This window comes from Serratia sp. K-E0102, from assembly GCF_029962625.1.
GTDB lineage: Bacteria > Pseudomonadota > Gammaproteobacteria > Enterobacterales > Enterobacteriaceae > Serratia > Serratia sarumanii.
On record NZ_CP124754.1, the window covers coordinates 4,788,779 to 4,815,428 of the forward strand.

Consider the following 26,650-nt stretch of genomic DNA (forward strand, 5'->3'; position numbering starts at 1 on the left):
TTGCCGTTCAAGGCTTATTGCTTGTCTTTGTAAACTTCGGCGATGGCGCTGAATTTACCGTGTTCGCGGCCTGCCAGGATCACGTAGTATTGACCGCCCTTTTCGTCCGCCAGTTTGGACAGCTCTTCCTTGGCATCCATCGGTGACGTGGTTTCCGCCGTCGTGGTGACGGTGCCGATCTTCTCGTATTTACCCGGGTTCTTATCCAGATCTTCCTTGGTCAGCAGGGTTGCCGCCATGGAGCCGAAAGACACCGAACCCAGCACTGCCGCTGCAATAATCATCTTCAATGATTTCATGACACTAACCTCTCAATGGATAATTTATCTGTTATGAAAGCCGTCAAGAATCCATGCGTAGTACCGCAGGCTGCCGCGACATCCTCAGGCCTCGTTGCTTTCCCTGACGGGGCCTGTTTCCCAGAGACGAAACGCCAAAATGAAAAGCGCCGCACGCGGTCTTTTCATTTTGCAGCCAACGCATTGACTCACTAAGTATCGAACAGCTTTGTCTTTTATCCACCCGGCGGCGTTTTTTTTAGCGCCCTATCGTGCGATTTCCCACCGGATTCAATGTGCTGCAATAAACGCTTCGATCATCGTCACAAATTCATCGGGATGAGAGATAAACGGCGCATGGGCGGCTTTGGCCACGATCTGCGACGCAGAATGCGGCCAGGCGGCATCGAGCAGCTCGGCGACCTTGCGCGGCACCAGCCCGTCCAGATAGCCGTAGATCCGCAGCAGCGGCAGATTCAACTCCGCCAGCGGCACGCGCAGATCGGCGGTACGCAGGATCTCCAGCCCGCCGTTCAACACCTCGACGCTCGGGGTCGGTTGGCTGAGCACCACCGCTTTCAGCTGGCGCGCATCCTGACGCGCGCTCTCGGTGCCCAGCGTCTGCAACGCCAGAAAACGCTCGACGGTGCGCTGGAAATCCAGACTCAGCTGATGCTGGAAACCGCTCAGCACGTCCGGGCGGATCCCCGGCCACTCATCGCGGGCGGCAAAGCACGGCGAGGAGGCTACGGTGATCAGCCCCTTGACCCGCTCGGGCTGCATCAGCGCCGCCTGGCTGGCCACCAGTCCGCCGAGCGACCAGCCTAGCCACCAGGCCTGCGGCGGGGCGGCCGCCAGCACGATTTCCGTCATCTGCGCCAGCGACAACGCGCCGAACCCCTGGCTGCGGCCATAACCCGGCAGATCGACCAGGTGCAGGCGAAAATGCGGCACCAGTCGCGCCTGAATGCAACTCCACACTTCGGCGTTCAAGCCCCAGCCGTGCAGCAGCACAAGATCGCGTTCGCCCTCACCTATTGTTTGCCAGTACAGCGCTGTCATTGGTTATTGTCCTTTCATGCTTATCCGTCTCGGAGGCTCTATGCTATCAATCCGCAGCCGCTGTTGGCTATGCCGACAGCCGTTGAGCCTGATGCGTCATGGCATCTGCAGCTGCTGCCTGCGCCATCTGCCGGCCCACCCACCGTGTTGCCCGTGCTGCGGATTGCCCGCCGGGGAAACGCAAATGCCCTGCGGCCGCTGCCTGCAACGGCCGCCGCCCTGGCAGCGGCTGGTGTTCGTCGGCGACTACGTTGCGCCCCTCAGCCAACTGGTAAAGAGGTTCAAGTTTCACCGCGCGCCCGAGCTGGCACCGACGCTGGCACGCCTGATGCTGTTGCGGTGGCAGCAGGCGCGCAGAGAGCAGAATCTGAACAGACCCGACCTGATTTTAGCGGTACCCTTGCATGCAACGCGCTGTTGGCACCGTGGTTATAACCAGAGCGATCTGCTGGCCCGGCCGCTGGCGCGCTGGCTGGGCTGTGCCTATCGGCCCGCCGCTTTGCGCCGGGTGCGCAAGACAGCCCTGCAACAGCGGCTGAGCGCCGGAGCGCGCAGGCGCAATTTGCAGCGCGCTTTCACCTGCACGGTGCCGGTCGCCGGCCGGCATATCGCCCTGGTGGATGACGTGGTGACCACCGGCAGCACCGTCGCGGAGATCGCGGCGCTGTTGCGGCGGCAAGGCGCCGCCTCGGTGCAGATATGGTGCGTTTGCCGCACGTTGTAGTGCCACGGCAATGGGCGTATTATAACCGACTATAGAAGTCAACTATTGAGCTAATGCTATGATCCGTATAACAGATGCTGCACAGGAACACTTTGCCAAACTGCTGGCAAATCAAGAAGAAGGCACCCAAATCCGCGTATTCGTGATCAACCCGGGCACGCCGACGGCCGAATGCGGTGTCTCTTATTGCCCGCCGGACGCGGTAGAAGCGACGGATACCGAACTGAAGTTCGACAAACTGTCCGCCTATGTCGATGAGCTGAGCGCGCCGTATCTGGAAGACGCCGAAATCGACTTCGTGACCGACCAGCTGGGTTCTCAACTGACGCTGAAAGCGCCAAACGCCAAGATGCGCAAGGTCGATGACGACGCGCCGCTGATGGAGCGCGTGGAATACGTGCTGCAGTCGCAGATCAACCCACAGCTGGCGGGCCACGGCGGCCGCGTGACGCTGATGGAGATCACCGACGACAACATGGCGATCCTGCAGTTCGGCGGCGGCTGTAACGGCTGTTCGATGGTCGACGTCACGCTGAAAGAAGGCATCGAGAAAGAGCTGCTGCAGAAATTCCCGGAGCTGAAAGGCGTGCGCGATTTGACCGAGCACCAGCGCGGCGAGCACTCCTATTACTGATCCCCGGCGCTCGCGCCGCGGTGGATAACACAATGCCGGAAGGGGGGAAACCGTTCCGGCATTGTTGTTTTCAGCCCACCGACACCTTGCGCCGCCGTTTGTCCAAATCCTTCAGCAACCGATTTATCCGCGGATCGGCGAACATCTCCTCCAGCGTTTCGGTCAGCTTGCGCCGCCAGTTAGGGTATTGATCGCTGGTGCCGGGAATATTGACCGGATCGGCCATGTCCAGCCAGTCTTCCGGCTGCAGGCCGAGCAGGGCGCTGGCGCTGTCGGCGACATAGCGCTGCAGGCCGCGGTTAAGCAGCGGGCTCATGCCGAGCAGCGCCGCCTTCTTGCCCACCTTCTGCGGCACGCAGCCATAGCGATGCAACCCGTCCAGCAGCCCCTGCTTGGCGCGTTCCCGATCGGCGAACAGCGCCCGCAGGATCTCCGCATCCGGGTAAAGGCCCAGCCGGTTGCCGAGCGTGAGATCGTCGCTTTGCCAGTAGCCGCGCAGCGTCGGCAGATCGTGGGTGGTGATGGTCGCCATCGCCTGCACCGGATAGGCCTGCGGCGCGCGGAAATGGTGTTCGCCGTCGCTTTCGAAATACAGCACTTTGTAGGAATAGACGCCGCTGTCGCGCAGCTTGCCGACGATCTCCACCGGCACGGTACCGAGATCCTCGCCGATCACCATGCAGCGGTGGCGCTGGCTTTCCAGCGCCAGCACCGCCAGCAGATCGTCCACCGGGTATTTGACGTAGGCGCCGCGATCGGCGGTTTCGCCATACGGGATCCACCACAGCCGCAGCAGCGCCATGACGTGATCGATGCGCAGCGCGCCGCAGCTGGTCATGTTGGCGCGCAAAAGATCGATGAACGGCTGATAACCGCGCGCCGCCATCACGTGCGGATCCATCGGCGGCAACCCCCAGTTTTGCCCCAGCGGCCCCAGGATGTCCGGCGGCGCGCCGACCGACGCTTTCAGGCAGTACAGTTCGCGGTCACACCAGGTTTCCGCCCCGCCTTCCGCCACCCCGACCGCCAGATCGCGATACAGGCCAATCGGCATCTGCTGCTGCCGGCTCTGTTCGAAACACTGCGCGAACTGCGTGGCCGCCAGCCATTGCAGCCACAGGTAAAAGCGGACCGCGTCCTGATGCTCATCGCAGAACTGCCGCACCGCTTCGCTCTGCCCACGCCGATAGCGCTCGGGCCAGGCCGGCCACCCCCACTGGCTGGCATCCGTGACCGCCAGATGGGCGTGCAGCGCGTCGAACGCCGCCTGCTGATACAGGCTGTCGCCGCCCTCAGTCACGAACCGTTCGAACGCCTGACGCTGCGCGTCGTTCGGCTTGCGCGCCTGAAACAGCGGGAACGCCAGCTTCAGCCCCGCCAGCTTCAGCTGCATCACGGCGGTGTAATCCACCCATTCCGCGGCGCGCGCCTTGGCCAGCTGCTTCTGCGTCGCCGGCTTCTGCCACCAGCGCTGAGCCGCGTCGCTGCGTTGGAAATCCTCCACCGCGTTGACGTCGATATACGCCAGATTCAGCCAGCGGCGCGACGAGGGGCTGTAGGGGCTGGCGCTCTCCGGGTTGGCCGGATACAGCGCATGGATCGGATTGAGGCCGACGAAAGCGCCGCCGCGTTCCCCCACCTGCTCCACCATCAGGCGCAGATCGCCGAAATCGCCGATGCCCCAGTTGCGATCGGAACGCAGCGTATACAGCTGAACGCAGGCGCCCCACAGCTTCTTGCCGGTCAGCAAGGCGTTCGGCTCGAAGCAGCGCCTCGGCGCGACGATCACTCGGCATGACCACTGCCGCGCGCCCTGGCTCAGCGTCAATTGGTGGTAGCCCGCCGGCAAATCGCCCGGCAGCGTCAGGGTCTTGCGCGCGCCGACGCGCCCCTGCAGGCATTCGCCGTCTTCACGCTGCAGCGCCCACAGGTACTCGCCTTCGCCCGCCGGGGTCAACGCCAACGGCGCGCCCTGATAGAACACCTTGACCGCCGGTAACGGCGACACCGCCCCTTCCTGCGCGGCTTCGGCCCGATTCATGGCCGCCAGCAGCTTGCGCTTGGTCTCCGGTTCAATCGCCTGCCGCTTGCCGTGGGCATTGATGAAATCGGCGGCGATCCCCGCCTGTGCCGCCGCCTGATCGATACGCTTGCGATCCATTCGTTCTCCTTAACGTTTGGCTTGCCAGATGCGCTGCTGGTAATCGCGGATCGAACGATCCGAGCTGAACATGCCGACGCGCGCGGTGTTAAGGATAGTCCGCCGCGTCCATTCGTCCCGATCGCGGTACAGTTCATCGACCCGGCTTTGCGCCTGGCAATACGAGGCGAAGTCCGCCAACACCAGATAGGGATCGCCGCCCTCCAGCAGGCTGTGCAGCATCATGTCGAACGCGTGCTTGTCGCCGTGGCTGAACGCGCCGCTCGCCAGCTCATCCAAAATCGCCTTCAGGTGCTTGTCTTTCTTGCGGTAGCTGAGCGGATCGTAGCCCTTCGCCAGTATCGCCTTCACCTGCTCCACGGTATTGCCGAAGATAAAGATATTGTCTTCGCCCACCTGCTCGGCGATTTCGACGTTGGCGCCGTCCAGCGTGCCGACCGTCAGCGCGCCGTTCAGCGCCAGCTTCATATTGCCGGTGCCAGAGGCCTCTTTGCCGGCCGTGGAGATCTGCTCAGAGATATCCGCCGCCGGGATCATCAGTTCGGCCACCGACACGCGGTAGTCGGGAATGAACGCCACTTTCAGGCGGTCTTTCACCAGCGGATCGTTATTGATCTTCTCGGCCGCCTGGTTGATCGCGTAAATGATGTTCTTCGCCAGGTAGTAGCCCGGCGCCGCCTTGGCGCCGAACAGGAAGACGCGCGGCACGATGTCCAGATTCGGGTTGTCGCGCAGCTGGCGATACAGCGACAGGATGTGCAGCAGATTCAGGTGCTGGCGTTTGTACTCGTGCAGACGCTTGATCTGCACGTCGAAAATCGCGTCCGGGTCGAGCGTCAACCCCATCACGCCGTGCACGTAATGGGCCAGCGCCACCTTGTTGTCGCGTTTGATCTGCTGATAACGCTGGCGGAACGCCGCGTCGTCGGCGAATTTTTCCAGCCCGCGCAACGCGTCGAGATCGTTCGCCCATTCCACCTTCAGCGTCTCGTCGATCAGGCCCGACAGCGCCGGGTTGCACTGTTTCAGCCAGCGGCGCGGCGTGATGCCGTTGGTGACGTTATGGAATTTGTTCGGCCACAGCTGGTGATATTCCGGGAACAGATCCTTCACCACCAAATCCGAGTGCAGCTGCGCCACGCCGTTGACCGCAAAGCCGCTGACCACGCACAGGTTGGCCATGCGCACCTGCTTGTTGTGGTGAACCGCCAGTTTGGCCCACACCGCCTCGTCGCCCGGCCAGTGCTTATCCACCCGCTTTTTGAACCTGGCGTTGATCTGTTTGATGATGGAGAAATGGCGCGGCAGCAGGCTGCGCACCAGTTTTTCATCCCAGCACTCCAGCGCTTCCGGCATCAGGGTGTGGTTGGTATAGGCGAAAGTGTTGCTGGTGATCGCCCAGGCCGCCTCCCACTCCAGCTGGTGCTCGTCCAGCAGAATGCGCAGCATTTCCGGAATGGCGATGGTCGGGTGGGTGTCGTTCAGCTGGATCACTTCGTACTTCGGCAGCTCTTCAATCTTGCGGCCGGCCTGATGGTGCTTGCGCAAAATGTCCGCCACCGAGCAGGCGCACTGGAAATACTGCTGCATCAGGCGCAGGCGCTTGCCGGCCTGATGGTTGTCGTTCGGGTAGAGCACCTTGGTCAGCTTGTCGGCTTCTACGCCCTGCTTCTCCGCCTGCAGGAATTTGCCGTCGTTGAAATCGCTCAGGTTGAACGGATGCTGATGGGTCGCCTGCCACAGGCGCAGCGGCTGCGCCACGCCGTTGCGATACCCCAGCACCGGCAGATCCCAGGCTTCGCCGCGCAGGGTGAAGGCCGGGCGCCACAGTTCGCGGCCGTCGGCCTGCTTTTCCAGCTTGCCGCCGATGCCTACGTCCACCGCCAGCGCGGCGTTGTGGCGGAACCACGGGTAGCTCTCGCGCTGCCAGTTATCCGGCGCCTCTTGCTGCTGCCCACCCTGGAACGACTGGCGGAACAGCCCGTACTGGTAGTTCAGCCCATACCCGGTGGCCGGTTGCTCCACCGTCGCCATCGAGTCAAGGAAACAGGCCGCCAGCCGCCCCAGCCCGCCGTTGCCCAGCGCCGGATCGGTTTCCTGCTCCAGCAGATCCGCCAGCTTGACGTTCTGCTCCGCCAGCGCCTGCTCGACGGTGTCGTACCAGCCCAGGTTGATCAGGTTGTTCGCCGTCAGCCGGCCGATCAGAAACTCCATCGAGATGTAGTTCACGTGGCGCAGCGGTTTGGCGCTTTTGCGCGGCGCCGGCTGTGCGGCCAACTGCTCGGCCAGCGCCGCACTGACGGCTTCCCACCATTGATGTTGCGTCATCTGCTGTGCGGAACTGAGGCCGAACCGTTGCCACTGACGGGCAAGCGCCGCCAGAAAAGCATCCTTCTTGAGCGTAGGCTGTGACATAAGGAAAACTCTCTATCCAGTAAGTGGGTCAAATTGCCGCTATCGTGCCGGTGAGAAAGCCTGACGGCATCATCCCGCCTGGGGATTAGCTGGGGAGGAGGATTGGGGCGTAGCTGGAATTGTGATCTCAGGCACTGTTTGACTCCCTTGCGACGATGCAAAAAAGCCCGCCAACGCGTGCGGCGAGCACTGAGAACGTTAGCCATGACGTTAGCACAAGTATTCGCACTGCTGAAGTTTTGTGCATGGCCGGAAATGCGATCTGCAACCGCATCGCCGCGCGCCGACGCCAAACGTAAAAAAGTGTGATCGATAGCAACTTAACTCCAAGCCGATGCGGAAGCTTGTTGCAATACGTTTAGGGTTGGCAGAAGTTAGGGGGAGCTATTAATTACGAACCATAAAATAATTAGCGCCACTCCAATCCCGGCGGGAACCGCGATTTATACCCTGGAATACTATGCTGATCCCATCAAAACTGAGCCGCCCGGTACGGCTGCAAAATACCGTGATCCGCGATCGCCTGCTGGCCAAACTGGCCAGCGCGGGCAACTATCGCCTGACACTGGTCAATTGCCCGGCGGGATACGGAAAAACCACGCTGATCGCCCAATGGGCGGCCGGCAAGGCCGATCTGGGCTGGTATTCGCTGGACGAGAGCGACAACCAACCGGAGCGCTTCGCCAGCTACCTGATCGCCGCGCTGCAGCAGGCCAGCGGCGGCCGCTGCGTCAAGAGCGAGGCGCTGAGCCAGAAACACCAGTACGCCAGCCTGTCGGCGCTGTTCGCCCAGCTGTTTATCGAGCTGGCCGACTGGCACCAGCCGCTGTACCTGGTGATCGACGACTACCACCTGATCACCAACGACGCCATTCACGAAGCCATGCGCTTCTTCCTGCGCCATCAGCCGGAAAACCTGACGCTGATCCTGCTCTCGCGCACCCTGCCGCCGCTCGGCATCGCCAATCTGCGGGTGCGCGATCAGCTGCTGGAAATGGGCACGCAGCAGCTGGCGTTTACCCATCAGGAAGCCAAACAATTCTTCGACTGCCGCCTGGCGGCGCCGATGGAACAGCAGGACAGCAGCCGCCTGTGCGACGAAGTCGAAGGCTGGGCCACCGCGCTGCAGCTGATCGCGCTGTCGGCCCGCCAGTCTGCCTCGTCGGCTCAGCTGTCGGCCAAGCGGCTGGCGGGGCTGAACGCCAGCCACCTGTCCGACTATCTGGTGGACGAAGTGCTGGATCACGTCGATGCCGAGGCGCGCGCCTTCCTGCTGCGCTGTTCGGTGCTGCGCTCGATGAACGACGCGCTGATCGTGCGGCTGACCGGCGAAGACAACGGCCAGCAGCGGCTGGAGGAGCTGGAGCGCCAGGGGCTGTTTATCCACCGCATGGACGACACCGGCGAATGGTTCAACTTCCATCCGCTGTTCGCTTCTTTCCTGCGCCAGCGTTGCCAGTGGGAGCTGGCGCTGGAGCTGCCGGGGTTGCACCGCGCCGCCGCCGAGGGCTGGCTGGCGCTGGGGTATCCGGCGGAGGCCATTCACCATGCGCTGGCGGCCAGCGACGTCAGCATGCTGCGCGATATCCTGCTGCAACACGCCTGGTCGCTGTTCCACCACAGCGAACTGGCCTTGCTGGAGGAGTGCCTCAACGCGCTGCCTTATGAGCGCCTGATCCAAAATCCCAAGCTGGCGCTGCTGCAGGCCTGGCTGGCGCAGAGCCAGCACCGCTACGGCGAGGTCAACACCCTGCTGGAGCGCGCCGAGCGCACCATGCGCGAGCAGAAAATCGAGATAGACCAAACGCTGCACGCCGAGTTCGACGCCTTGCGCGCCCAGGTGGCGATCAACGCCGGTAAACCGGAAGAGGCCGAGCGGCTGGCGACCGAAGCGTTGAAATTCCTGCCGCTGTCCAGCTATTACAGCCGCATCGTTGCCACCTCGGTGACCGGCGAAGTGCACCACTGCAAGGGCGAACTGGCGCGCGCGCTGCCGATGATGCAGCAAACCGAGCAGATGGCGCGTCGTCATCAGGCCAACCATTACGCGCTCTGGGCGCTGCTGCAGCAGAGCGAAATCCTCATCGCCCAGGGCTTCCTGCAGGCCGCTTACGAAACCCAGGACAAGGCGTTCGAACTGATCCGCGAGCAACACCTGGAACAGCTACCGATGCACGAGTTCCTGCTGCGCATTCGCGCGCAGATCCTGTGGTCGTGGTCGCGGCTGGACGAGGCGGAAGACGCGGCGCGCACCGGGCTGAAAATCCTGGCGAACTACCAGCCGCAACAGCAGCTGCAGTGCATCGCCATGCTGGCCAAATGCTCGCTGGCGCGCGGCGATCTGGACAACGCCAATACCCATCTGCAGCGCTGCGAAACCCTGCTGCACGGCGCCCACTACCATCGCGACTGGCTGACCAACACCGACAAGTCGCGGGTGATCCACTGGCAGATGACCGGCGACACCGCCGCCGCCGCCCAGTGGCTGCGCCACACCGAAAAGCCCGGCATGGCGGACAACCACTTCACGCAGGGCCAGTGGCGCAACATCGCGCGGGTGCAGATCCTGCTCGGCCAGTATGAAGAGGCCGGCGTGGTGTTGGATGAGCTGAACGAAAACGCCCGCCGCCTGCGGCTGGTGAGCGATCTCAACCGCAACCTGCTGCTCAGCAACCAGCTCTACTGGCTGCAAGAGCGCAAGGGCGAAGCGCAGCAGGCGCTGATCGAAGCGCTGTCGCTGGCCAACCGCACCGGCTTTATCAGCCACTTCGTCATCGAGGGCGAAGCGATGGCGCAGCAGCTGCGACAGCTGATCCAACTCAACACGCTGCCGGAGCTGGAACAGCATCGCGCCCAGCGCATCCTGCGCGACATCAACCAGCATCATCGGCACAAGTTCGCGCATTTTGACGAGAATTTCGTCGATAAGCTGCTGACCCACCCGCAGGTGCCGGAGCTGATCCGCACCAGTCCGCTCACCCAGCGCGAATGGCAGGTGCTGGGGCTGATCTATTCCGGCTACAGCAACGACCAGATCGCCGGCGAGTTGGACGTGGCGGCCACCACCATCAAGACGCACATCCGCAACCTGTATCAGAAACTGGGCGTGGCCCATCGCCAGGAAGCGGTGCAGCAAGCGCAGCAGCTGTTGAAGATGATGGGGTATGGCGCCTGAGAGTCAGCGCTGGCCGTAATAGGCGCCGGCGCCATGTTTGCGGCTGAAATGCTTTTCCAGCAGATAGTCATCGATCCGTTTCAGGCCGGGGTTAATATCCCGGCTGATCCACGCCATTTTCGCCACCTCCTCCAACACCACGGCGTTATGCACCGCCTCATCCGGCGTCCTTCCCCAACTGAACGGGCCATGCTGATACGCCAGGATGCCGGGAATGTGCAGCGGTTCACGCCCTTTCAGGGTTTCGATAATCACCCGACCGGTGTTCAGCTCATATTCCCGCGCCACCTCTTCCGCAGTCAGCCCGCGTGTACAAGGAATGTCGCCGGAAAAATAGTCGGCGTGGGTGGTGCCGAGCGCCGGTATCGCTTCACCCGCCTGCGCCCAGGCGGTGGCATGGGTAGAGTGCGTATGCACCACACCGCCGAGTTGGGGGAACGCCCGATACAGCGCCAAATGCGTCGGCGTATCGGACGAAGGCCGCAGTTGCCCCTCGACAACCTCACCTCGCGCATTCACCACCACCATATCCTCAGCCCGCATCGTTTCATAAGGTACGCCGCTGGGTTTGATCACCACCAGCCCACTGGCCCGATCGATGCCGCTGACATTGCCCCAGGTATAGGTCACCAGCCCGTGCTCAGGCAACGCCATATTGGCTCGGTACACCTGACTTTTCAGTTGCTCCAGCATGCTCCCCCCTTATTTCCAACCCGGCCTCGACCATGCGTTCAACCACCCAGGCTCGCGCCTCCCGCACCGCCCGCAGCGGATCGTCCGCTTTCTCGCTCCACATCTCGAGCAGATAGGGGCCGCGATAGCCGCTCTGCAACAGCGTTTCGAAACAGCGCACGAAATCGACCACGCCCTCGCCGAACGGCACATTCTTAAACTCCCCCGGCCGCGTATCCTTAACGTGTACCGCCACGATATGTCCGCGCCCGACCATGAGCTCCATCGGCACATCGTTGTCCCAGGCAGACAAGTTGCCGATGTCCGGGTACAGCTGAAACCACGGGTTATTCAGGTAGTGGGCATAGCCCAGCGCCTTGCTGATCGAGTTCATCAGCGGATAGTCCATGATTTCCATCGCCAGCATGACCTGCGCACGGCTGGCCATCTCCACCGCCTGCGCCAATCCGGCACGGAACCGGGCGCGGGTCTGTGCAGTTGACTGCTGGTAATAAACGTCATACCCGGCCAGTTGGATCACCCGGATGCCGGTATCCTGCGCCAGCCGAATAGCTTTTCGCACGATCTCCAGTCCCCGGTCGCGCGTGGTGTCGTCTGCACTGCCCAACGGAAAACGCCGGTGGGCGCTGAGGCATAAAGAAGGGACGCGCACACCGCTCGCCGCAACGGCGCTAACCAAGGCGAGCCGCTGTTCAGCGCTCCAGTCCAGCCGCGCCAGGCGGCCGTCGCTTTCATCGATCGACATTTCAACGAAATCGAATCCCAACTCACCCGCCAGTTGCAGGCGCGTCAGCCAGTCCTCGCCCGGCGGCAACGCTTTCTCATAGATGCCCAACGGCACGGATTTGTGCAACATAACCGCTCCTCAGCCCCACAGCTGGGCAATGACGGATTTAAATTCCCGCGCCGCCGCGACCGGATCGGCGGCATCGCGAATGCTGCGTCCGGCGATAAAGACGTGGATGGGAATGCCCTGGAACAGAGGCAAATCCTCCAGCGCCAGTCCGCCGGTGACCGTCACCTTAAAACCCATCTCGCTCAGGCGACGCACCGCGCGGATATCGTCTTCGCTCCATGCGACCCCTGCGGCCTGCGCATCGCGGCTGCGGTGGTACACCACCTGACCCATTCCCGCTTCACGCCACGCCTGCGCCTGTTCCCAGGTCCAGAACCCCGTCAGTTCGATCTGTACGTCGCCACCGAACTCATGCGCCACCTGCAGGGCGCCCTTGACCGTATTGATGTCGGCACAGCAGATCACCGTGATCCAATCGGCATGCGCCTCGAAGCACATTCGCGCCAAAATCTGACCCGCATCGGCGATTTTTGCGTCCGCCAACACGATGCGATCCGGATACAGCGCTTTCAGATCGCGTACGGCGCGCACGCCTTCCGCCACGCACAAAATAGTGCCGACTTCGATGATGTCGACTTCGGCCGCGATCAGGCGAGTCGTATCGTAAGCCGCGGCCATGGACAGGTTATCCAGCGCCACCTGCAACATCGGTAAATGCGTGTTCATTGTTTGTCTCCTTCAATCAATTCGCCGCCGTAGACGTTTTGTCGATCAACGCCAATACCTCGCTCGCGTGGCGACAGGCCCGCAAGCGATCGAAGTTCGCCTCATCTTCAAACAGATTCACCACTTGCATGATCCCCACCTCCTGATGCGTTTTGGCGTCCACCGCCGCCAGGGTGATCAAGATGTCTATCGGATCGTTGTCCTCATCGCCGAAACACACCGGCGTTTTCAAGGTGACCAAGGCGAAGCCGGTTTTCAGCACCCCTTCCTCCGGCCGGCCGTGCGGCATCGCCAGGCCCGGCGCCAGCACGAAGTAAGGGCCGTGCCGTTCGACGCCGGCCAAAATGGCGTCGAAATAGCGCGGTTCCACCACCCCGGCAGCCACCAGCAAATCGACGCCCAACCGCACCGCCTGCCGCCAGTCAGCAGCCTCCGCCTGCAGTTGGATGGTGTTGTTTTGCGCCAACGAATCGCTCAGCTTCATCACTCGCTCCTTACTGCTTCAAATCTTGCGGAAAATGCGTGCCGATAACTTCCATCAGCTTCGGGCCGAAGTCCGCCGCCGAGAGCATATTGCGCACCCCAACCACATATTTGTTGCCGCTCACGACGATTTCGTCGGCGACATGGGTGGAAGCAATGATGATGTCGGCCCCGTTCAACTCGGATTTGTATTCCCCCACCGCACAGCTGTTGACCGAATGATTCACACCTTGCTGCGTTAAAAATTGGTCGACTTTCATTTTCATGATCATGGAACTGCCTTGCCCGCAACCGCATACCGCCAGGATTCGTACCGTCATAATCTGCACTCCTATTAACGTGACGCTGGTTCAACCGATTGTTTTTCAGCATCTTCTTCCGCACGCAGGGTGCGTCCGGCGAAGAACATGTACAGCAGGGCGATAACGATCACCACACCCATAAACCACAGGCCCAGACTCAGCCCCTGCATCAGCGGCGGCGCCAGAATCGACCAGTCCGCCATGCCCATCCAGGCGCTTAGCCCGGTCAGTTTGATGGCCCACACGCAGCCGAAGATCTCTATCATTCCCATCACCAGACAGATCTTCATCGCCGCGCGCCAGCCGCCGAAGTGGTTAGCGAATACGCCGATGGTGGCGTTAGAAAAGAACATGGGAATGAAACCGGGAATGATCATGATGGAAGAGCCGAGCGCCAACAGTATGCCGACGGCGATCAGTTGGCCGATGGTGCCCCACATAAAACCCCACACCACGGCGTTGGGCGCGAAGCTATAAATGGCGGCGCAGTCGATGGCCAGTACCGCGCCGGGGATCAGACGTTGGGATATGCCGTTAAAGGCCTCGGTCAATTCGGCGACGAACATGCGCACGCCCTGCACGATGATGAAAATCGCCACCGCGAACATCAGCCCGGTTTGCAGGATATAGATGCTCCAGTGGGTTTTACCGGCCATCGCCTGCAGAGTGTCCAAGCCGAACGAGCACAGAATGATGCCGAAAAACAGCGTCATCACGATGGCGGTGGACACGATGTTGTCATGGAAAATGTTCAGCCACCCGGGCAGCTTCAGATCTTCCACGCTGTCCTCTTTTTTACCGAGATACGGTGCGGCCTTGTATGCCAGCCACGACGCGAACTGCTGTTGATGCCCGATCGAGAAACCGCTGTTTTCCGTTACCGCCTGCGTCGGCTTGAACATCATGTTGGAGGTGATGCCCCAGTACAGTGAAGCCAATAGCGCGCTGCACAATACCGTCGTCCACATGCCGTAACCCAGAATGTAGAAAAATACCGCGATCAGCCCGACCTGCTGAAACATGATGTGGCCGGTGAGCATGATGGTACGAATCCCGGTAATACGCCGCAGCAGTACGTAGAGAATGTTCAGCGCCAATGCCAGCAATACCGCGTAGCCGACCCAGCTGTAGGCGTCCCCCATACGTTCGATGGTGGCCATCATCGAAGCATAGGTGTCCGAAATCGCCCCGTTGATGCCGTATACCTCGGACAACTTCGCCACGACCGGTTTGAACGTGCCGGTCAGAATGCCGGAACCGGCCTGCAATAACATGAAACCGATAATGGTCTTGATGGTGCCTTTGATGATGACCGCCGCGCTTTTGCGCAGCAACGTGTAACCCAGCAGTGTAACCAGCCCCAGCAGCAGCGGCGCATTGGTCATCACCTGGTTAAAAAAGACGGTGAAGATGGTGTAAAGGGTTTCCATACGGCTCTCCCGGAAAGGTTGGCGTGCAGGTAACGCTTTCACCATATCAATCACCAACAATCACAAAAAGATCATAAATGATTATTTGTGAACAACCTCGCAAGATAAAAATCAATTCCACTAACATTCAATGAATTAGGCAACACTCATTTTATTACCCATTGAATTTAATAGCAGTAACCAGGAGAAACATAAGCGCCATGGGCAGTGTCGCACGCGAATAAGGCGGCGTTAACGGGAGTTAAGATCGTTGTCAGCTGAAAAAAACGATGCTAGATTCAATCAAAACAAGTCACATAAAATCTAAATGTGATTACTTATGATTTTATCATCACCGACAATGAGGAAAAACCCATGAGTAAAGTCAACGACATCACCCGCGAGTCCTGGATATTGAACACCTTTCCCGAATGGGGCACTTGGCTGAACGAAGAGATAGAGCAGGAGAAAGTCGCGCCCGGCACCTTCGCCATGTGGTGGCTGGGCTGCACCGGCATCTGGCTCAAGTCTGAAGAAGGCGCCAATCTGTGCGTCGATTTTTGGTGCGGCACCGGCAAGCAGAGCCACGGCAACCCGCTGATGAAAACCGGCCATCAAATGCAGCGCATGGCCGGGGTGCGGAAGCTGCAGCCGAACCTGCGCACTACCCCATTCGTACTCGACCCGTTCGCCATCACCCAGCTCGACGCCGTGCTGGCCACGCACGATCACAACGACCATATCGATGTGAACGTCGCGGCGGCCGTGTTGCAGAACTGTCCCGAATCCGTCCCGTTTATCGGGCCGAAAAGCTGCGTGGATATCTGGATCGGCTGGGGCGTGCCGCCGGCGCGCTGCATCACCGTCAAACCTGGCGACGTGATAAAAATCAAAGACGTCGAAATTCATGCGCTGGATGCTTTCGATCGCACGGCGCTGATCACATTACCGGTGGAACAAAAGGCCGCGGGCGTACTGCCGGACGGCATGGATCTGCGTGCGGTCAACTACCTGTTCAAAACGCCGGGCGGCAACCTTTATCACAGCGGCGATTCTCACTACTCCAACTATTACGCCAAGCACGGCAACGATCACCACATTGATGTCGCCCTCGGCTCCTACGGCGAGAACCCACGCGGCATTACCGACAAGATGACCAGCGCCGACATCTTGCGCATGGCGGAATCGTTGAACGCCAAGGTCGTGATCCCCTTCCACCACGATATTTGGTCGAATTTCCAGGCAGACCCGCAGGAGATCCGCGTGTTGTGGGACATGAAAAAGGATCGGCTCAAGTACGGTTTCAAACCCTTTATCTGGCAGGTTGGCGGCAAGTTCATCTGGCCGCAGGACAAAGACAATCTGGAATATCACTATCCGCGCGGGTTCGATGATTGTTTCACCCAGGAACCCGACCTGCCCTTCAAGTCTTTCTTGTAATCAACCGGTGTTGCATACTGATGCGCGCTTTTGAACGGCAATGATTCAAATCGTCAAACGGCGCGCATATAATCGAAGGCAACGACGTTCTTCTCACCCTGATGGAGCCCGCATGACAGAGTCCCAACGCCACAATGCCATTCTCGATCTCTTGCATCGCAAGGGGCAAATCTCCGTGGCGGACGTGATCGCGGCGTTTGACATCTCTCCGGCCACCGCACGCCGGGACATCAACAAACTGAATGAAATTGGCAAATTGCGCAAAGTGCGCAACGGCGCCGAAGCCACGCAAACCCCGCGCCCGGCCTGGACGCCGCTCAACATCCATCAAACCCAGCATCTCGATGAAAAAATGCGCATCGCGGCAGCGGCGGCGCAACTCTGTCAGCCGGGCGAGAGCGTGGTGATCAACTGCGGTTCCACCGCATTTCTGCTGGGGCGTGAAATTTGCGGCAAGCCGGTTCAGGTGATCACCAACTACCTGCCGCTGGCCAACTACCTGATCGAACAGGACCATGACAGCGTGGTGATCATGGGTGGCCAGTACAACAAGACTCAGTCGATTACCCTGGCGCCTCAGGACGGCGACGCGACGCTGTACGCCGGGCACTGGATGTTCACCAGCGGTATCGGCCTTACCGCCGAGGGTTTGTATAAAACGGATATGCTGACCGCCATGGCGGAGCAAAAGATGCTCAACTACGTCGGTAAACTGGTGGTGCTGGTCGACAGCAGCAAAGTCGGCCAACGCGCCGGCATGCTGTTCAGCCGCACCGAGCAAATCGCCATGGTGATCACCGGCCGCGCTGCCAATCCGGCGATCGTTGAGCAACTGCGTCAACAGGGCGTTGAAGTGCTGCTGGTGTGACAAAACCACACCCTTGCTCTGGTCTTAAACGCCGCAGAGTTGGTTACAATAGCGGCGTCCCCCAATTACGAGGCAGTCAGCAGTATGGAACAGTTCGAAGCGATCAACGTTGAGCAAGCGTACGCCCGCTGGAAAGAGGGCAGCGCCGCCCTGGTCGACATCCGCGATCCGCAAAGTTTTGAAGCCGGGCATACGCCGGGCGCCTTTCACCTCACCAACGCCACCCTGTCGGCCTTTATGCAGCAAAACGACTTCGAGCGGCCGGTAATGGTGATGTGCTACCACGGCAACAGCAGCCGCAGCGCGGCGCAGTACCTGCTGCACCAGGGGTTCGACGCGGTCTACAGTATCGACGGCGGCTTCGAGGCCTGGGCCCGCCAGTATCCGCAAGACGTGGAAACCTCTGCCTGATCCCCGCCGCCCGCCGTGCGTCGGCGGGCTTCCCCTTCGATTTTGTGCGCGTTTTCGCGGGTTTTTCGCAGATCCGTTTGCCAGCGCTCAGGATTTCGACGTTATAATCGGCCGTCAGGGTCGCCGGCGGGCAAGCCGCGGCCAAAATCATTCACTTACGACGGAAGAGCAATGGTTAGAGTAATCGCCGTATCCAACCCGCGCCTGGCGCTGGCCTTTGTCGACTATATGGCGACCCAGGGCATCCGGCTTGAGCTGCGCAACAGCGGCGAGGCGGCGGAAATCTGGCTGGCCGACGACGTTCACCTCGAGCAGGTGCAACACGAGCTGCAGCAGTTTCTGACCGATCCGCTCAACCGCCGTTATCAGGCCGCCAGTTGGCAGACCGGCCATACCGACGCCGGCCTGCACTATCAGAGCGAATCCTATCTGCACACCCTGCGCAGCAAGGCCGGGCCGCTGACGCTCGGCGTGATGGTGCTGTGCATTGCGGTCTATATTCTGATGCAGGCGCTGGGCGACGACACCGTGATGTACTGGCTCTCCTGGCCGCAAAACAGCAGCCAATACACACAGCTGTGGCGCTGGGTCAGCCATGCGTTCCTGCACTTCTCCCTGCTGCATATTCTGTTTAACCTGATGTGGTGGTGGTATCTCGGCGGCCAGATGGAAAAACGCCTCGGCGCCGGCAAGCTGTTCGTGCTGGCGGTGGTGTCGGCTTTCTTCAGCGGCTGGGCGCAATCGCTGTTCAGCGGCGCGCTGTTCGGCGGGCTGTCGGGCGTGGTTTATGCGCTGATGGGCTATGTGTGGCTAACGGGCGAACGGGCGCCGGAGCGCGGCCTGATGCTGCCGCGCGGCCTGATGGCGTTCTCGGTGCTGTGGCTGGTGGCCGGATATTTCGATATTTTAGGAATGTCGATCGCCAACGCGGCACACGTAGCCGGTTTAGTGTTAGGGTTATTGATGGCATTTTGGGATACGCGCCATCGCGCACACAACGAACAATAACAGCCGGGAGCTGTGCCCAGCGGGCATAGCGGGCGTTTTAGGGGATTATCGTGAAGCAAACACAGCGTCATGACGCAATTATCGAGCTGGTGCGCCTGCAGGGTTACGTCAGCACGGAAGAGCTGGTCGAACATTTTGACGTCAGCCCGCAAACGATTCGCCGCGATTTGAATGACCTGGCCGACCAGAACAAGATCCAGCGTCACCACGGCGGCGCGGCGCTGCCTTCCAGCTCGGTCAACGCTGCCTATAACGATCGCAAGGTGATGTGGTCGGAAGAGAAGGCCCGCATCGCGCAGCGCGTCGCCAGCCAGATCCCGGACGGCGCCACGCTGTTCATCGATATCGGCACCACGCCGGAAGCGGTGGCCCATGCGCTGATGAACCACAAGAACCTGCGCGTGGTCACCAACAACCTCAACGTCGCCACCCTGCTGACCGCCAAGGAAGACTTCCGTCTGATCCTGGCCGGCGGCGAAGTGCGCACCCGCGACGGCGGCATCATGGGCGAAGCCACCCTGGACTTCATCTCTCAATTCCGCCTCGATTACGGCATTCTCGGCATCAGCGGCATCGATATGGACGGCTCGCTGCTCGAATTCGACTATCACGAAGTGCGCACCAAACGCGCGATTATCGAAAATTCCCGCTGCGTAATGCTGGTCACCGACCACTCCAAATTCGGCCGCAACGCCATGGTCAACCTGGGCAACATGAACCTGATCGACTACCTGTTTACCGACCAGCTGCCGCCGCCGAGCGTGATGAAAATCATCGAGCAGTACGACGTGCAGCTGGAGCTGTGCTGATCCGCCGTTAATCCGCGGGGCGCGCCGCCGCCCCGTTTCCCACCCCCGACGCCCCCTTTTCGACAGCCGTTTGCCCGCCCGCGCCATATCCTTATAATTTATGTGCCTATCATCACCAAACTGTTACCTTTATCACGCCTAAATGTTTTTGTTTGGTTAAGTCTTGGCTTGCTTGTTGGTTTTTGATTACAATCATGAGCGAAAACGAACATGAAAGAGCTATTTCGAACATCTGGAGGAAGATGACGTGGAAACCAAAGACTTGATCGTTATCGGTGGCGGCATCAACGGTGCCGGCATCGCGGCGGATGCTGCCGGGCGCGGGCTGTCGGTACTGCTACTGGAAGCGCAAGACTTGGCCTGTGCTACGTCTTCCGCCAGTTCCAAACTGATCCACGGTGGCCTGCGCTACCTGGAACACTACGAATTCCGTTTGGTGAGCGAAGCGCTGGCCGAACGTGAAGTGCTGCTGAAGCTGGCGCCGCACATCGCGTTCCCAATGCGTTTCCGCCTGCCGCACCAGCCGCACCTGCGCCCGGCCTGGATGATCCGTATCGGCCTGTTCCTGTACGATCACCTGGGCAAACGCACCAGCCTGCCGGGCAGCAAGGGCTTGCGCTTTGGACCAGAGTCGGTGCTGAAGCCTGAATTGAAGCGCGGTTTCGAATATTCCGACTGCTGGGTCGACGATGCTCGCCTGGTGGTGCTGAACGCGCAGGAAGTGGAAAAACGCGGCGGCGAAGTGCGCACCCGCACCAAAGTGACCCGCGCATGGCGTGAAAACGGCATGTGGATGGTGGAAGCGGTCGATATCGACAGCGGCAAAACCTTCACCTGGCGCGCCAAAGGCCTGGTGAACGCCACCGGCCCGTGGGTGAAAAACTTCTTCGACGACGGCCTGAAGCTGAAATCGCCTTACGGCATCCGCCTGATCAAAGGCAGCCACATCGTGGTGCCGCGCGTACACGATCAGCCGCAGTCTTACATTCTGCAGAACGAAGACCACCGCATCGTGTTCGTGATCCCGTGGAATGACGAGTTCTCCATCATCGGCACCACCGACGTGGAGTACAAAGGCGATCCGAAGGACGTGAAGATCGACGAGAACGAAATCGCTTATCTGCTGAAAGTGTACAACGATCACTTCAAGAAGCAGCTGGGCCGCGACGACATCGTCTGGACTTACTCCGGCGTGCGTCCGCTGTGCGACGACGAATCCGATTCGCCGCAGGCGATCACCCGCGATTACACGCTGGACGTGCACGACGAACAAGGCAAGGCGCCGCTGCTGTCGGTCTTCGGCGGCAAGCTGACCACCTACCGCAAGCTGGCCGAGCACGCGATGGAAAAACTGGCCCACTACTACCCAGGCTGCGGCCCGGCGTGGACCAAAAACGCCACGCTGCCGGGCGGTGACATCGGCGGCGATCGCGACGGCTACGCGGCCAAACTGCGCCGCGCCCACGGCTGGTTGCCGGAAGCGCTGGCGCGCCGCTATGCCCGCACCTACGGCAGCCAGAGCGAGCTGATCCTGGCCGGCGCCAACGGCCTCGCCGATCTGGGCGAAGATTTCGGCCACGGTCTGTATGAAGCCGAACTGCGCTACCTGACCGAGAAAGAGTGGGTCGTAGAGCTGGACGACGCCATCTGGCGCCGCACCAAGCTGGGCATGTGGCTGGACGAAGCGCAGCAGGCGCGAGTGAAAGCCTGGCTGGCGGAACACGCGAAAACGAAAACGCTGTCTCTGGCTTCCTGAGCCGCAGCGTAACGAAGAAAGGGCCGGTTATCCGGCCCTTTTCTTTGCTCTTCCTCGCACGCTTTACAGCTTCACCGGCTGAATGTGCCAGATTTCATCCGCATATTCCTGAATGGTGCGATCGGAGGAGAAGTAGCCCATGTTGGCGATATTCAGCACCGCGCGCCGCGTCCACTCGTCCTGATTGAGATACACCTCGTCCACCTTGTCCTGCGTGTCCACGTAGCTGCGGTAATCCGCCAGCAGCTGGTAGTGATCGCCCAGGTTGACCAGCGAGTCGAACAAATTGCCATAGCGTTTCGGCTCTTCCGGGCTGAACACGCCGGTGGCGATCTGCGTCAGCGCCTGATGCAGCTCCGGGTCTTGCTCATAGTACTGGCGCGGGTTGTAACCGTTGCGGCGCAGTTCCTCCACCTGCTCGGCGGTATTGCCGAAGATAAAGATATTCTCCTCCCCTACGTGCTCGCGCATCTCGACGTTGGCGCCGTCCAGCGTACCGATGGTCAGCGCGCCGTTCAGCGCGAACTTCATGTTGCTGGTGCCCGAGGCCTCGGTGCCCGCCAGCGAGATCTGTTCCGACAGATCCGCCGCCGGGATAATGATCTGCGCCAGGCTGACGCCGTAGTTCGGAATGAACACCACCTTCAGCTGGGTATGCACGCGCGGATCGTTGTTGATCACTTTGGCCACGTCGTTGATCAAGCGGATGATCTGTTTGGCGGCATAGTAGGCCGAGGCCGCCTTGCCGGCGAAGATCACCACCCGCGGCACGCGCTCGATCTCCGGATCGTCCAGCAGACGGTTATACAGCGTGATGACGTGCAGCACGTTGAGCAGCTGCCGTTTGTACTCGTGGATGCGCTTGATCTGCACGTCGAACAGCGCATCCGGGTTGACCACCACGTTGAGCGTTTTGGCGATGTACAGCGCCAGCCGCTCCTTGTTCTGCCGCTTGGCGCGCTGCACCGCCTGCAGGAAACTCGGGTAATCGACGTTGGCTTTGATCTCGCTCAGTTGGCTGAGATCGGTGCGCCAGGTTTGGCCGATGCAGTCGTCCAGCACCGCCGCCAGCGGCGGGTTGGCCAGCGCCAGCCAACGGCGCGGCGTCACCCCGTTGGTTTTGTTGCAGAAACGATTGGGGAACAGCCGGGCGAAGTCGGCGAACAGCGACTGCACCATCAGCTCGGAATGCAGGGCGGAAACGCCGTTGACCTTGTGGCTGGCCACCACCGCCAGCCACGCCATGCGCACCCGGCGGCCGTTGGTTTCGTCGATGATCGAGACCCGCGCCAGCAGGTCGTTGTCGCCCGGCGCCACTTCCTGCACCATCTTGAGGAAGTGATCGTTGATTTCGAAAATCAGCTGCAGGTGGCGCGGCAAGATGCGGCCAATCATGTCCAGCGGCCAGGTCTCCAGCGCTTCGCTCATCAGCGTGTGGTTGGTGTAAGAAAACACCTGCTCCACCACTTCCCAGGCGTCGAGCCACTTGAATTTGTGCTCGTCGATCAGCCGGTGCATCAGCTCGGGAATCGACAAGACCGGGTGAGTGTCGTTGAGGTGAATGGCGATCTTGTCCGCCAGGTTGTCGAAGGTTTTGTGCATCAGCCAATGGCGGTTGAGGATGTCCTGCACCGTCGCCGACACCAGGAAATACTCCTGCCGCAGCCGCAGCTCACGCCCGGAGGAGGTCGAGTCGTCCGGATACAGCACGCGCGACACGTTCTCCGAGTGGTTTTTATCCTCCACCGCGGCGAAATAATCGCCCTGGTTGAACTTGCCGAGGTTGATCTCGTTACTGGCCTGCGCGCCCCACAGCCGCAGGGTGTTGGTGGCGTCGGTGTCGAAACCGGGGATCACCTGATCGTAGGCGATGGCCACGACCTCTTCGGTCTCCAGCCAGCGCGCCTTGGCGCCCTCCTGCTGCACGCGGCCGCCGAAGCGCACCTTGTAGCGGGTGTTGTGGCGCGGAAACTCCCACGGATTGCCGTACTCCAGCCAGTAGTCCGGCGACTCCATCTGTTGGCCGTTGACGATATTCTGCTTGAACATGCCGTACTCGTAGCGAATGCCGTAGCCGCGCCCCGGCAGCGCCAGCGTCGCCAGCGAATCGAGGAAGCAGGCCGCCAGGCGGCCCAGACCGCCGTTGCCGAGGCCAGGGTCGTTCTCTTCTTCCAGCAGTTCACCCAGGCTCAACCCCATTTCGTTCAGCGCGTTGTCGATATCCTGATAGATGCCCATCGACAGCAGCGCGTTCGACAGGGTGCGGCCGATCAGAAACTCCATCGACAGGTAATACACCTGCCGCACGTCCTGCGACAGCTGGGCGCGGTTGGAACGCAGCCAGCGTTCAACCATGCGATCGCGCACCGCGAACAGCACGGCGTTCAGCCAGTCGTGCCGGTTGGCGATGGCCGGATCCTTGCCGACGATAAACATCAGCTTATAGGCGATGGAGTGTTTCAGCGCTTCCACACTGACCGTAGGTGAGGTGTAACTAAACGGTGAAGTCATGGCTTTTTAATCCCTTGTAGGGAGCCCAGCCATTCGCCGCGGAATAGCGGGCTCCGCTGAACATGGACGCGGCACGCCGCGCCCCGACAATCAACCCAAACGGCTGCCCGCCGCGCGTCAACCCGAGACGCGAAACGCGGGCTACAAACGTTGATAAAGCGATAAATACTCTTTCGCCGCCACCGGCCAGCCGAAGTCCACGCTCATGGCGTGGCGCTGAACGTGGCGCCAGTGTTTCGGCCGGCTCCACAGCACCATGGCGCGGCGGATGGCGTTGCCCAGCGCGACGGCGTCGCAATCGTCGAACACGAAGCCGCTGGCGGTGCCGTCGGCTAGGTTCTCCAGCGCGCAGTCCACCACCGTGTCCGCCAGCCCGCCGGTGCGGCGCACCAGCGGCAGCGTGCCGTATTTCAGGCCGTAGAGCTGCGTCAGGCCGCAGGGCTCGAAGCGGCTCGGCACCAGAATCACGTCGGCGCCGCCGATGATGCGGTGGGAGAAGGATTCGTGATAGCCGATCTGCACCCCAACCTGCTCGGGATAATCGGCGGCGGCGGCCAGAAACGCCTGTTGCAGCACCGCATCGCCGGCACCCAGCAGCGCCAGCTGCCCGCCCTGCGCCAGCAGTTCAGGCAGTGCCTGCAGCACCAGATCCAGGCCTTTTTGGCTGGTCAATCGGCTCACCACCGCGAACACCGGCAGCGATTCATCCACCTTCAGCCCCATGGCCTTTTGCAGATGCAGCTTGTTTTTGACCTTGCTTTTCAGATCGTCGGCGTCGTAGCGGGCGCTCAGCCGCGGGTCGCGGGCCGGATCCCAAATGTTGTCGTCCACCCCGTTGAGGATGCCGCTCAGCCTGCCCTGCCGCTGCCGCTCCTGCAGCAGCCCCTCCATGCCGTAGCCGAACTCCGGCCGGGTGATCTCGCGCGCATAGGTCGGGCTGACGGCGGTCACGTGGTCGGCATAAAACAGCCCGGCCTTGAGGAACGACATCTGGCCGTAGAACTCCAGGCCATAAACATCGTAAAACGACGCTGGCAGCCACAGCTCGGTCACGTGATGGGCAGAGAACAGCCCTTGATAGGCCAGGTTGTGCACCGTAAACACCGAGCGCGCCGGGTGGCCGTTGGCGGCCAGATAGGCGCAGCTCAGGCCGGCGTGCCAGTCGTGGGCATGCACCAGCTGCGGCCGCCAGTAGCGATCCAGCCCCTTGGCCAGCTCGCAGGCCATCCAGCCCAGCAGCGCAAAGCGGCGGTGGTTGTCGGGATAGGCGTACATGGACTGATCGTGGTACGGGCTGCCCGGCCGGTCATACAGCCAGGGCGCATCGATGAGATAGATGCCCACGCCATGGTAGGTGCCGTAACGCAGGCCGACCCGGCCGGCGAACGAGTCGATTTCCGCCACCAGCGAGGTGTCGGGGATGCCGTTGCGTACGTCAGGGAAAGCGGGCAATAGCACCCGAACATCGGCGCCTTCGGCGATTTGCGCCGCCGGCAGCGCGCCAACCACGTCTGCGAGTCCGCCCGTTTTCAGCAGGGGGAACATTTCAGAACATACGTGTAAGACCTGCATTATCACTCCTGAAAGTCGGCCGAAGGCCTCTGGATAAGAAATAAAGCAGGCTTGCCGCTGTTATGCGTGCCGCGTTGCGCAAGCCATCGAACCGTTCATCAGGCGGCAGGCTATCGTTCTGCCGCCCACGTTAACTCACAATTTTGACAACATTTCGCGCGTCACCAGCACGATGCCGCCTTCCGAGCGATAAAAGCGCTTGCTGTCCTCATCGGCGTTTTCCCCGATCACCATGCCTTCCGGAATGTGGCAGGCGCGGTCGATGATGCAGCGCCGCAGGCGGCAGGAACGGCCGACGTTCACGTCCGGCAACAATACGGTAGAGTCGATGGTGCAGAACGAGTTCACTCGCACGCGCGGGAACAGCACCGAATGCACCACCACCGAGCCCGAGACGATACAGCCGCCGGACACCAGCGAGTTCATGGTCATGCCGTGGCTGCCGGAGCGATCCTGCACGAACTTGGCCGGCGGCAGCGGCTCCATGTGGGTGCGGATCGGCCAGGCGCGGTCGTACATGTCCAGCTCCGGCGTCACCGACGCCAGATCGAGGTTGGCGCGCCAGTAGGCGTCCAGCGTGCCCACATCGCGCCAGTACGGCGGCAGATCGGGGTTGGAGGTCACGCAGGACAAGGTAAACGGATGCGCCCACGCCGCCTGCTGCGCGGTGATTTTCGGGATCAGATCCTTGCCGAAATCGTGGCTGGAGCCGGGGGTCGACATATCCTCTTCCAGCAGCTGGAACAGGTAGGCGGCATTAAAAATATAGATGCCCATGCTGGCCAGCGACATATCCGGGTTGCCCGGCATCGCCGGCGGATCGGCGGGCTTTTCCAGAAACTCGATGATGCGGTCGCTTTCATCCACCTTCATTACGCCGAATTCGCTGGCTTCGCTGCGCGGCACCGGCAGGCAGGCCACGGTGCACTGGGCGCCCTTCTCGACGTGGTCTATCAGCATGCGCGAGTAATCCATCTTGTAGATATGGTCGCCCGCCAGGATCACCACGTATTCGGCCTCATAGCGGCGGATGATGTCCAGGTTCTGATACACCGCGTCGGCGGTGCCTTTGTACCAATGCTCGGTGCTGAGGCGCTGCTGGGCCGGCAGCAGATCGACGAACTCGTTCATTTCCTCGTTGAGAAACGACCAGCCGCGCTGAATGTGCTGCACCAGCGTGTGCGACTGGTATTGGGTGATCACGCCGATGCGGCGAATGCCGGAGTTCAGGCAGTTCGACAGGGCGAAATCGATGATGCGGAACTTGCCGCCAAAGTGGACGGCGGGCTTGGCGCGGGTGGAGGTCAAATCTTTCAGGCGCGAGCCGCGGCCGCCGGCCAGGATCAGCGCTACGGATTTAATCGGCAGCTGGCGCGCCAACATCAGGGGGTCTTTATTTTCAAACCTAACCATAGCG

The 26,650-nt window shown here is 61.0% G+C and carries 22 protein-coding genes; 9 read left to right on the plus strand and 13 right to left on the minus strand.

Features of this window, described 5'->3' with window-relative positions; translation table 11 throughout:
• Nucleotides 1-14 precede the first annotated feature (14 nt).
• Nucleotides 15-299: a YdgH/BhsA/McbA-like domain containing protein gene (locus SSARUM2_RS22740; protein ID WP_004930765.1), complete on the minus strand. Its 285-nt coding sequence runs from the start codon at nt 297-299 to the stop codon at nt 15-17.
• Nucleotides 300-569: 270 nt separating this feature from the next.
• Nucleotides 570-1,340 (minus strand): pimeloyl-ACP methyl ester esterase BioH, encoded by a 771-nt coding sequence (bioH, locus tag SSARUM2_RS22745; protein ID WP_060429250.1) that lies wholly within the window; start codon nt 1,338-1,340, stop codon nt 570-572.
• Between the two features lie 40 nt (nt 1,341-1,380).
• Here bioH and gntX point away from each other — a divergent pair, with 40 nt between their 5' ends.
• Nucleotides 1,381-2,064, plus strand: a complete 684-nt coding sequence (gene gntX, locus SSARUM2_RS22750; protein ID WP_060453128.1) for a DNA utilization protein GntX — start codon at nt 1,381-1,383, stop codon at nt 2,062-2,064.
• 58 nt (nt 2,065-2,122) lie between these two features.
• Nucleotides 2,123-2,698 (plus strand): Fe-S biogenesis protein NfuA, encoded by a 576-nt coding sequence (gene nfuA, locus SSARUM2_RS22755; protein ID WP_004930777.1) that lies wholly within the window; start codon nt 2,123-2,125, stop codon nt 2,696-2,698.
• Nucleotides 2,699-2,768: 70 nt separating this feature from the next.
• On the opposite strand, the gene malQ is transcribed toward nfuA, so the two are convergent.
• Nucleotides 2,769-4,859 (minus strand): 4-alpha-glucanotransferase, encoded by a 2,091-nt coding sequence (gene malQ / locus SSARUM2_RS22760; protein WP_120151044.1) that lies wholly within the window; start codon nt 4,857-4,859, stop codon nt 2,769-2,771.
• Between the two features lie 9 nt (nt 4,860-4,868).
• Nucleotides 4,869-7,274 (minus strand): maltodextrin phosphorylase, encoded by a 2,406-nt coding sequence (gene malP, locus SSARUM2_RS22765; protein WP_060423631.1) that lies wholly within the window; start codon nt 7,272-7,274, stop codon nt 4,869-4,871.
• 460 nt (nt 7,275-7,734) lie between these two features.
• Between malP and malT the strand changes: the two genes are divergently transcribed.
• Nucleotides 7,735-10,449, plus strand: coding sequence for an HTH-type transcriptional regulator MalT (gene malT, locus SSARUM2_RS22770; protein ID WP_033649340.1), 2,715 nt, complete (start codon nt 7,735-7,737; stop codon nt 10,447-10,449).
• A gap of 3 nt (nt 10,450-10,452) precedes the next feature.
• Here malT and SSARUM2_RS22775 read toward each other — a convergent pair whose 3' ends face one another.
• The 6 genes from SSARUM2_RS22775 to ulaA are packed head-to-tail and all read right to left on the minus strand — an operon-like array spanning nt 10,453 to nt 14,879.
• Nucleotides 10,453-11,139, minus strand: a complete 687-nt coding sequence (locus tag SSARUM2_RS22775; RefSeq protein ID WP_033638611.1) for an L-ribulose-5-phosphate 4-epimerase — start codon at nt 11,137-11,139, stop codon at nt 10,453-10,455.
• A complete protein-coding gene (locus SSARUM2_RS22780; protein ID WP_060453126.1) occupies nt 11,090-11,998 on the minus strand; it encodes an L-ribulose-5-phosphate 3-epimerase in 909 nt (302 codons plus the stop codon). Before SSARUM2_RS22780 ends, SSARUM2_RS22775 begins: the two co-directional genes overlap by 50 nt.
• Before the next feature lie 9 nt (nt 11,999-12,007).
• Entirely contained in the window at nt 12,008-12,664 is a 657-nt protein-coding gene (locus SSARUM2_RS22785; protein ID WP_033636325.1) for a 3-keto-L-gulonate-6-phosphate decarboxylase UlaD, read from the minus strand.
• Nucleotides 12,665-12,680: 16 nt separating this feature from the next.
• Complete coding sequence (gene ulaC, locus SSARUM2_RS22790; RefSeq protein WP_060453125.1) at nt 12,681-13,148, minus strand: PTS ascorbate transporter subunit IIA; 468 nt, start codon at nt 13,146-13,148, stop codon at nt 12,681-12,683.
• Nucleotides 13,149-13,158: 10 nt separating this feature from the next.
• A complete protein-coding gene (ulaB, locus tag SSARUM2_RS22795) occupies nt 13,159-13,467 on the minus strand; it encodes a PTS ascorbate transporter subunit IIB (RefSeq protein WP_033636327.1) in 309 nt (102 codons plus the stop codon).
• 14 nt (nt 13,468-13,481) lie between these two features.
• Nucleotides 13,482-14,879 (minus strand): PTS ascorbate transporter subunit IIC, encoded by a 1,398-nt coding sequence (ulaA, locus tag SSARUM2_RS22800; RefSeq protein ID WP_033636328.1) that lies wholly within the window; start codon nt 14,877-14,879, stop codon nt 13,482-13,484.
• A gap of 354 nt (nt 14,880-15,233) precedes the next feature.
• On the opposite strand from ulaA, the gene ulaG reads away from it, so the two are divergent.
• From ulaG to glpD, 6 genes are all read left to right on the plus strand, one after another.
• A complete protein-coding gene (gene ulaG, locus SSARUM2_RS22805; RefSeq protein WP_049195640.1) occupies nt 15,234-16,298 on the plus strand; it encodes an L-ascorbate 6-phosphate lactonase in 1,065 nt (354 codons plus the stop codon).
• A 112-nt stretch (nt 16,299-16,410) separates the two neighbouring features.
• Nucleotides 16,411-17,166 (plus strand): HTH-type transcriptional regulator UlaR, encoded by a 756-nt coding sequence (ulaR, locus tag SSARUM2_RS22810; protein ID WP_033636329.1) that lies wholly within the window; start codon nt 16,411-16,413, stop codon nt 17,164-17,166.
• 84 nt (nt 17,167-17,250) lie between these two features.
• Nucleotides 17,251-17,577: a thiosulfate sulfurtransferase GlpE gene (glpE, locus tag SSARUM2_RS22815; protein ID WP_019455180.1), complete on the plus strand. Its 327-nt coding sequence runs from the start codon at nt 17,251-17,253 to the stop codon at nt 17,575-17,577.
• Nucleotides 17,578-17,748: 171 nt separating this feature from the next.
• Nucleotides 17,749-18,585 carry a rhomboid family intramembrane serine protease GlpG gene (glpG, locus tag SSARUM2_RS22820; protein ID WP_039569119.1) on the plus strand — a complete coding sequence of 279 codons (837 nt, stop codon included), beginning with the start codon at nt 17,749-17,751 and terminating at the stop codon, nt 18,583-18,585.
• Between the two features lie 50 nt (nt 18,586-18,635).
• Nucleotides 18,636-19,394: a DeoR/GlpR family transcriptional regulator gene (locus SSARUM2_RS22825; RefSeq protein ID WP_004930797.1), complete on the plus strand. Its 759-nt coding sequence runs from the start codon at nt 18,636-18,638 to the stop codon at nt 19,392-19,394.
• 247 nt (nt 19,395-19,641) lie between these two features.
• A complete protein-coding gene (glpD, locus tag SSARUM2_RS22830; protein WP_033654445.1) occupies nt 19,642-21,150 on the plus strand; it encodes a glycerol-3-phosphate dehydrogenase in 1,509 nt (502 codons plus the stop codon).
• Nucleotides 21,151-21,213: 63 nt separating this feature from the next.
• On the opposite strand, the gene glgP is transcribed toward glpD, so the two are convergent.
• The 3 genes from glgP to glgC all read right to left on the minus strand — a co-directional run bounded on the left by glgP (nt 21,214) and on the right by glgC (nt 26,646).
• Entirely contained in the window at nt 21,214-23,661 is a 2,448-nt protein-coding gene (gene glgP, locus SSARUM2_RS22835) for a glycogen phosphorylase (RefSeq protein ID WP_033636332.1), read from the minus strand.
• Between the two features lie 141 nt (nt 23,662-23,802).
• Nucleotides 23,803-25,233 carry a glycogen synthase GlgA gene (gene glgA, locus SSARUM2_RS22840; protein ID WP_033636333.1) on the minus strand — a complete coding sequence of 477 codons (1,431 nt, stop codon included), beginning with the start codon at nt 25,231-25,233 and terminating at the stop codon, nt 23,803-23,805.
• Between the two features lie 135 nt (nt 25,234-25,368).
• Nucleotides 25,369-26,646 (minus strand): glucose-1-phosphate adenylyltransferase, encoded by a 1,278-nt coding sequence (gene glgC, locus SSARUM2_RS22845; protein WP_019455185.1) that lies wholly within the window; start codon nt 26,644-26,646, stop codon nt 25,369-25,371.
• Nucleotides 26,647-26,650: the final 4 nt, after the last annotated feature.

Coding starts and splice junctions, on each gene's coding strand:
- ulaR (WP_033636329.1), top strand. CDS start 16,411: ATGACAGAGTCCCAACGCCACAATGCCATTCTCGATCTCTTGCATCGC.
- glgA (WP_033636333.1), bottom strand. CDS start 25,233: ATGCAGGTCTTACACGTATGTTCTGAAATGTTCCCCCTGCTGAAAACG.
- SSARUM2_RS22780 (WP_060453126.1), bottom strand. CDS start 11,998: ATGTTGCACAAATCCGTGCCGTTGGGCATCTATGAGAAAGCGTTGCCG.
- malP (WP_060423631.1), bottom strand. CDS start 7,274: ATGTCACAGCCTACGCTCAAGAAGGATGCTTTTCTGGCGGCGCTTGCC.
- bioH (WP_060429250.1), bottom strand. CDS start 1,340: ATGACAGCGCTGTACTGGCAAACAATAGGTGAGGGCGAACGCGATCTT.
- gntX (WP_060453128.1), top strand. CDS start 1,381: ATGCTATCAATCCGCAGCCGCTGTTGGCTATGCCGACAGCCGTTGAGC.
- SSARUM2_RS22740 (WP_004930765.1), bottom strand. CDS start 299: ATGAAATCATTGAAGATGATTATTGCAGCGGCAGTGCTGGGTTCGGTG.
- ulaB (WP_033636327.1), bottom strand. CDS start 13,467: ATGACGGTACGAATCCTGGCGGTATGCGGTTGCGGGCAAGGCAGTTCC.
- ulaA (WP_033636328.1), bottom strand. CDS start 14,879: ATGGAAACCCTTTACACCATCTTCACCGTCTTTTTTAACCAGGTGATG.
- ulaC (WP_060453125.1), bottom strand. CDS start 13,148: ATGAAGCTGAGCGATTCGTTGGCGCAAAACAACACCATCCAACTGCAG.
- SSARUM2_RS22785 (WP_033636325.1), bottom strand. CDS start 12,664: ATGAACACGCATTTACCGATGTTGCAGGTGGCGCTGGATAACCTGTCC.
- malT (WP_033649340.1), top strand. CDS start 7,735: ATGCTGATCCCATCAAAACTGAGCCGCCCGGTACGGCTGCAAAATACC.
- glgC (WP_019455185.1), bottom strand. CDS start 26,646: ATGGTTAGGTTTGAAAATAAAGACCCCCTGATGTTGGCGCGCCAGCTG.
- nfuA (WP_004930777.1), top strand. CDS start 2,123: ATGATCCGTATAACAGATGCTGCACAGGAACACTTTGCCAAACTGCTG.
- ulaG (WP_049195640.1), top strand. CDS start 15,234: ATGAGTAAAGTCAACGACATCACCCGCGAGTCCTGGATATTGAACACC.
- malQ (WP_120151044.1), bottom strand. CDS start 4,859: ATGGATCGCAAGCGTATCGATCAGGCGGCGGCACAGGCGGGGATCGCC.
- glpE (WP_019455180.1), top strand. CDS start 17,251: ATGGAACAGTTCGAAGCGATCAACGTTGAGCAAGCGTACGCCCGCTGG.
- glgP (WP_033636332.1), bottom strand. CDS start 23,661: ATGACTTCACCGTTTAGTTACACCTCACCTACGGTCAGTGTGGAAGCG.
- glpG (WP_039569119.1), top strand. CDS start 17,749: ATGGTTAGAGTAATCGCCGTATCCAACCCGCGCCTGGCGCTGGCCTTT.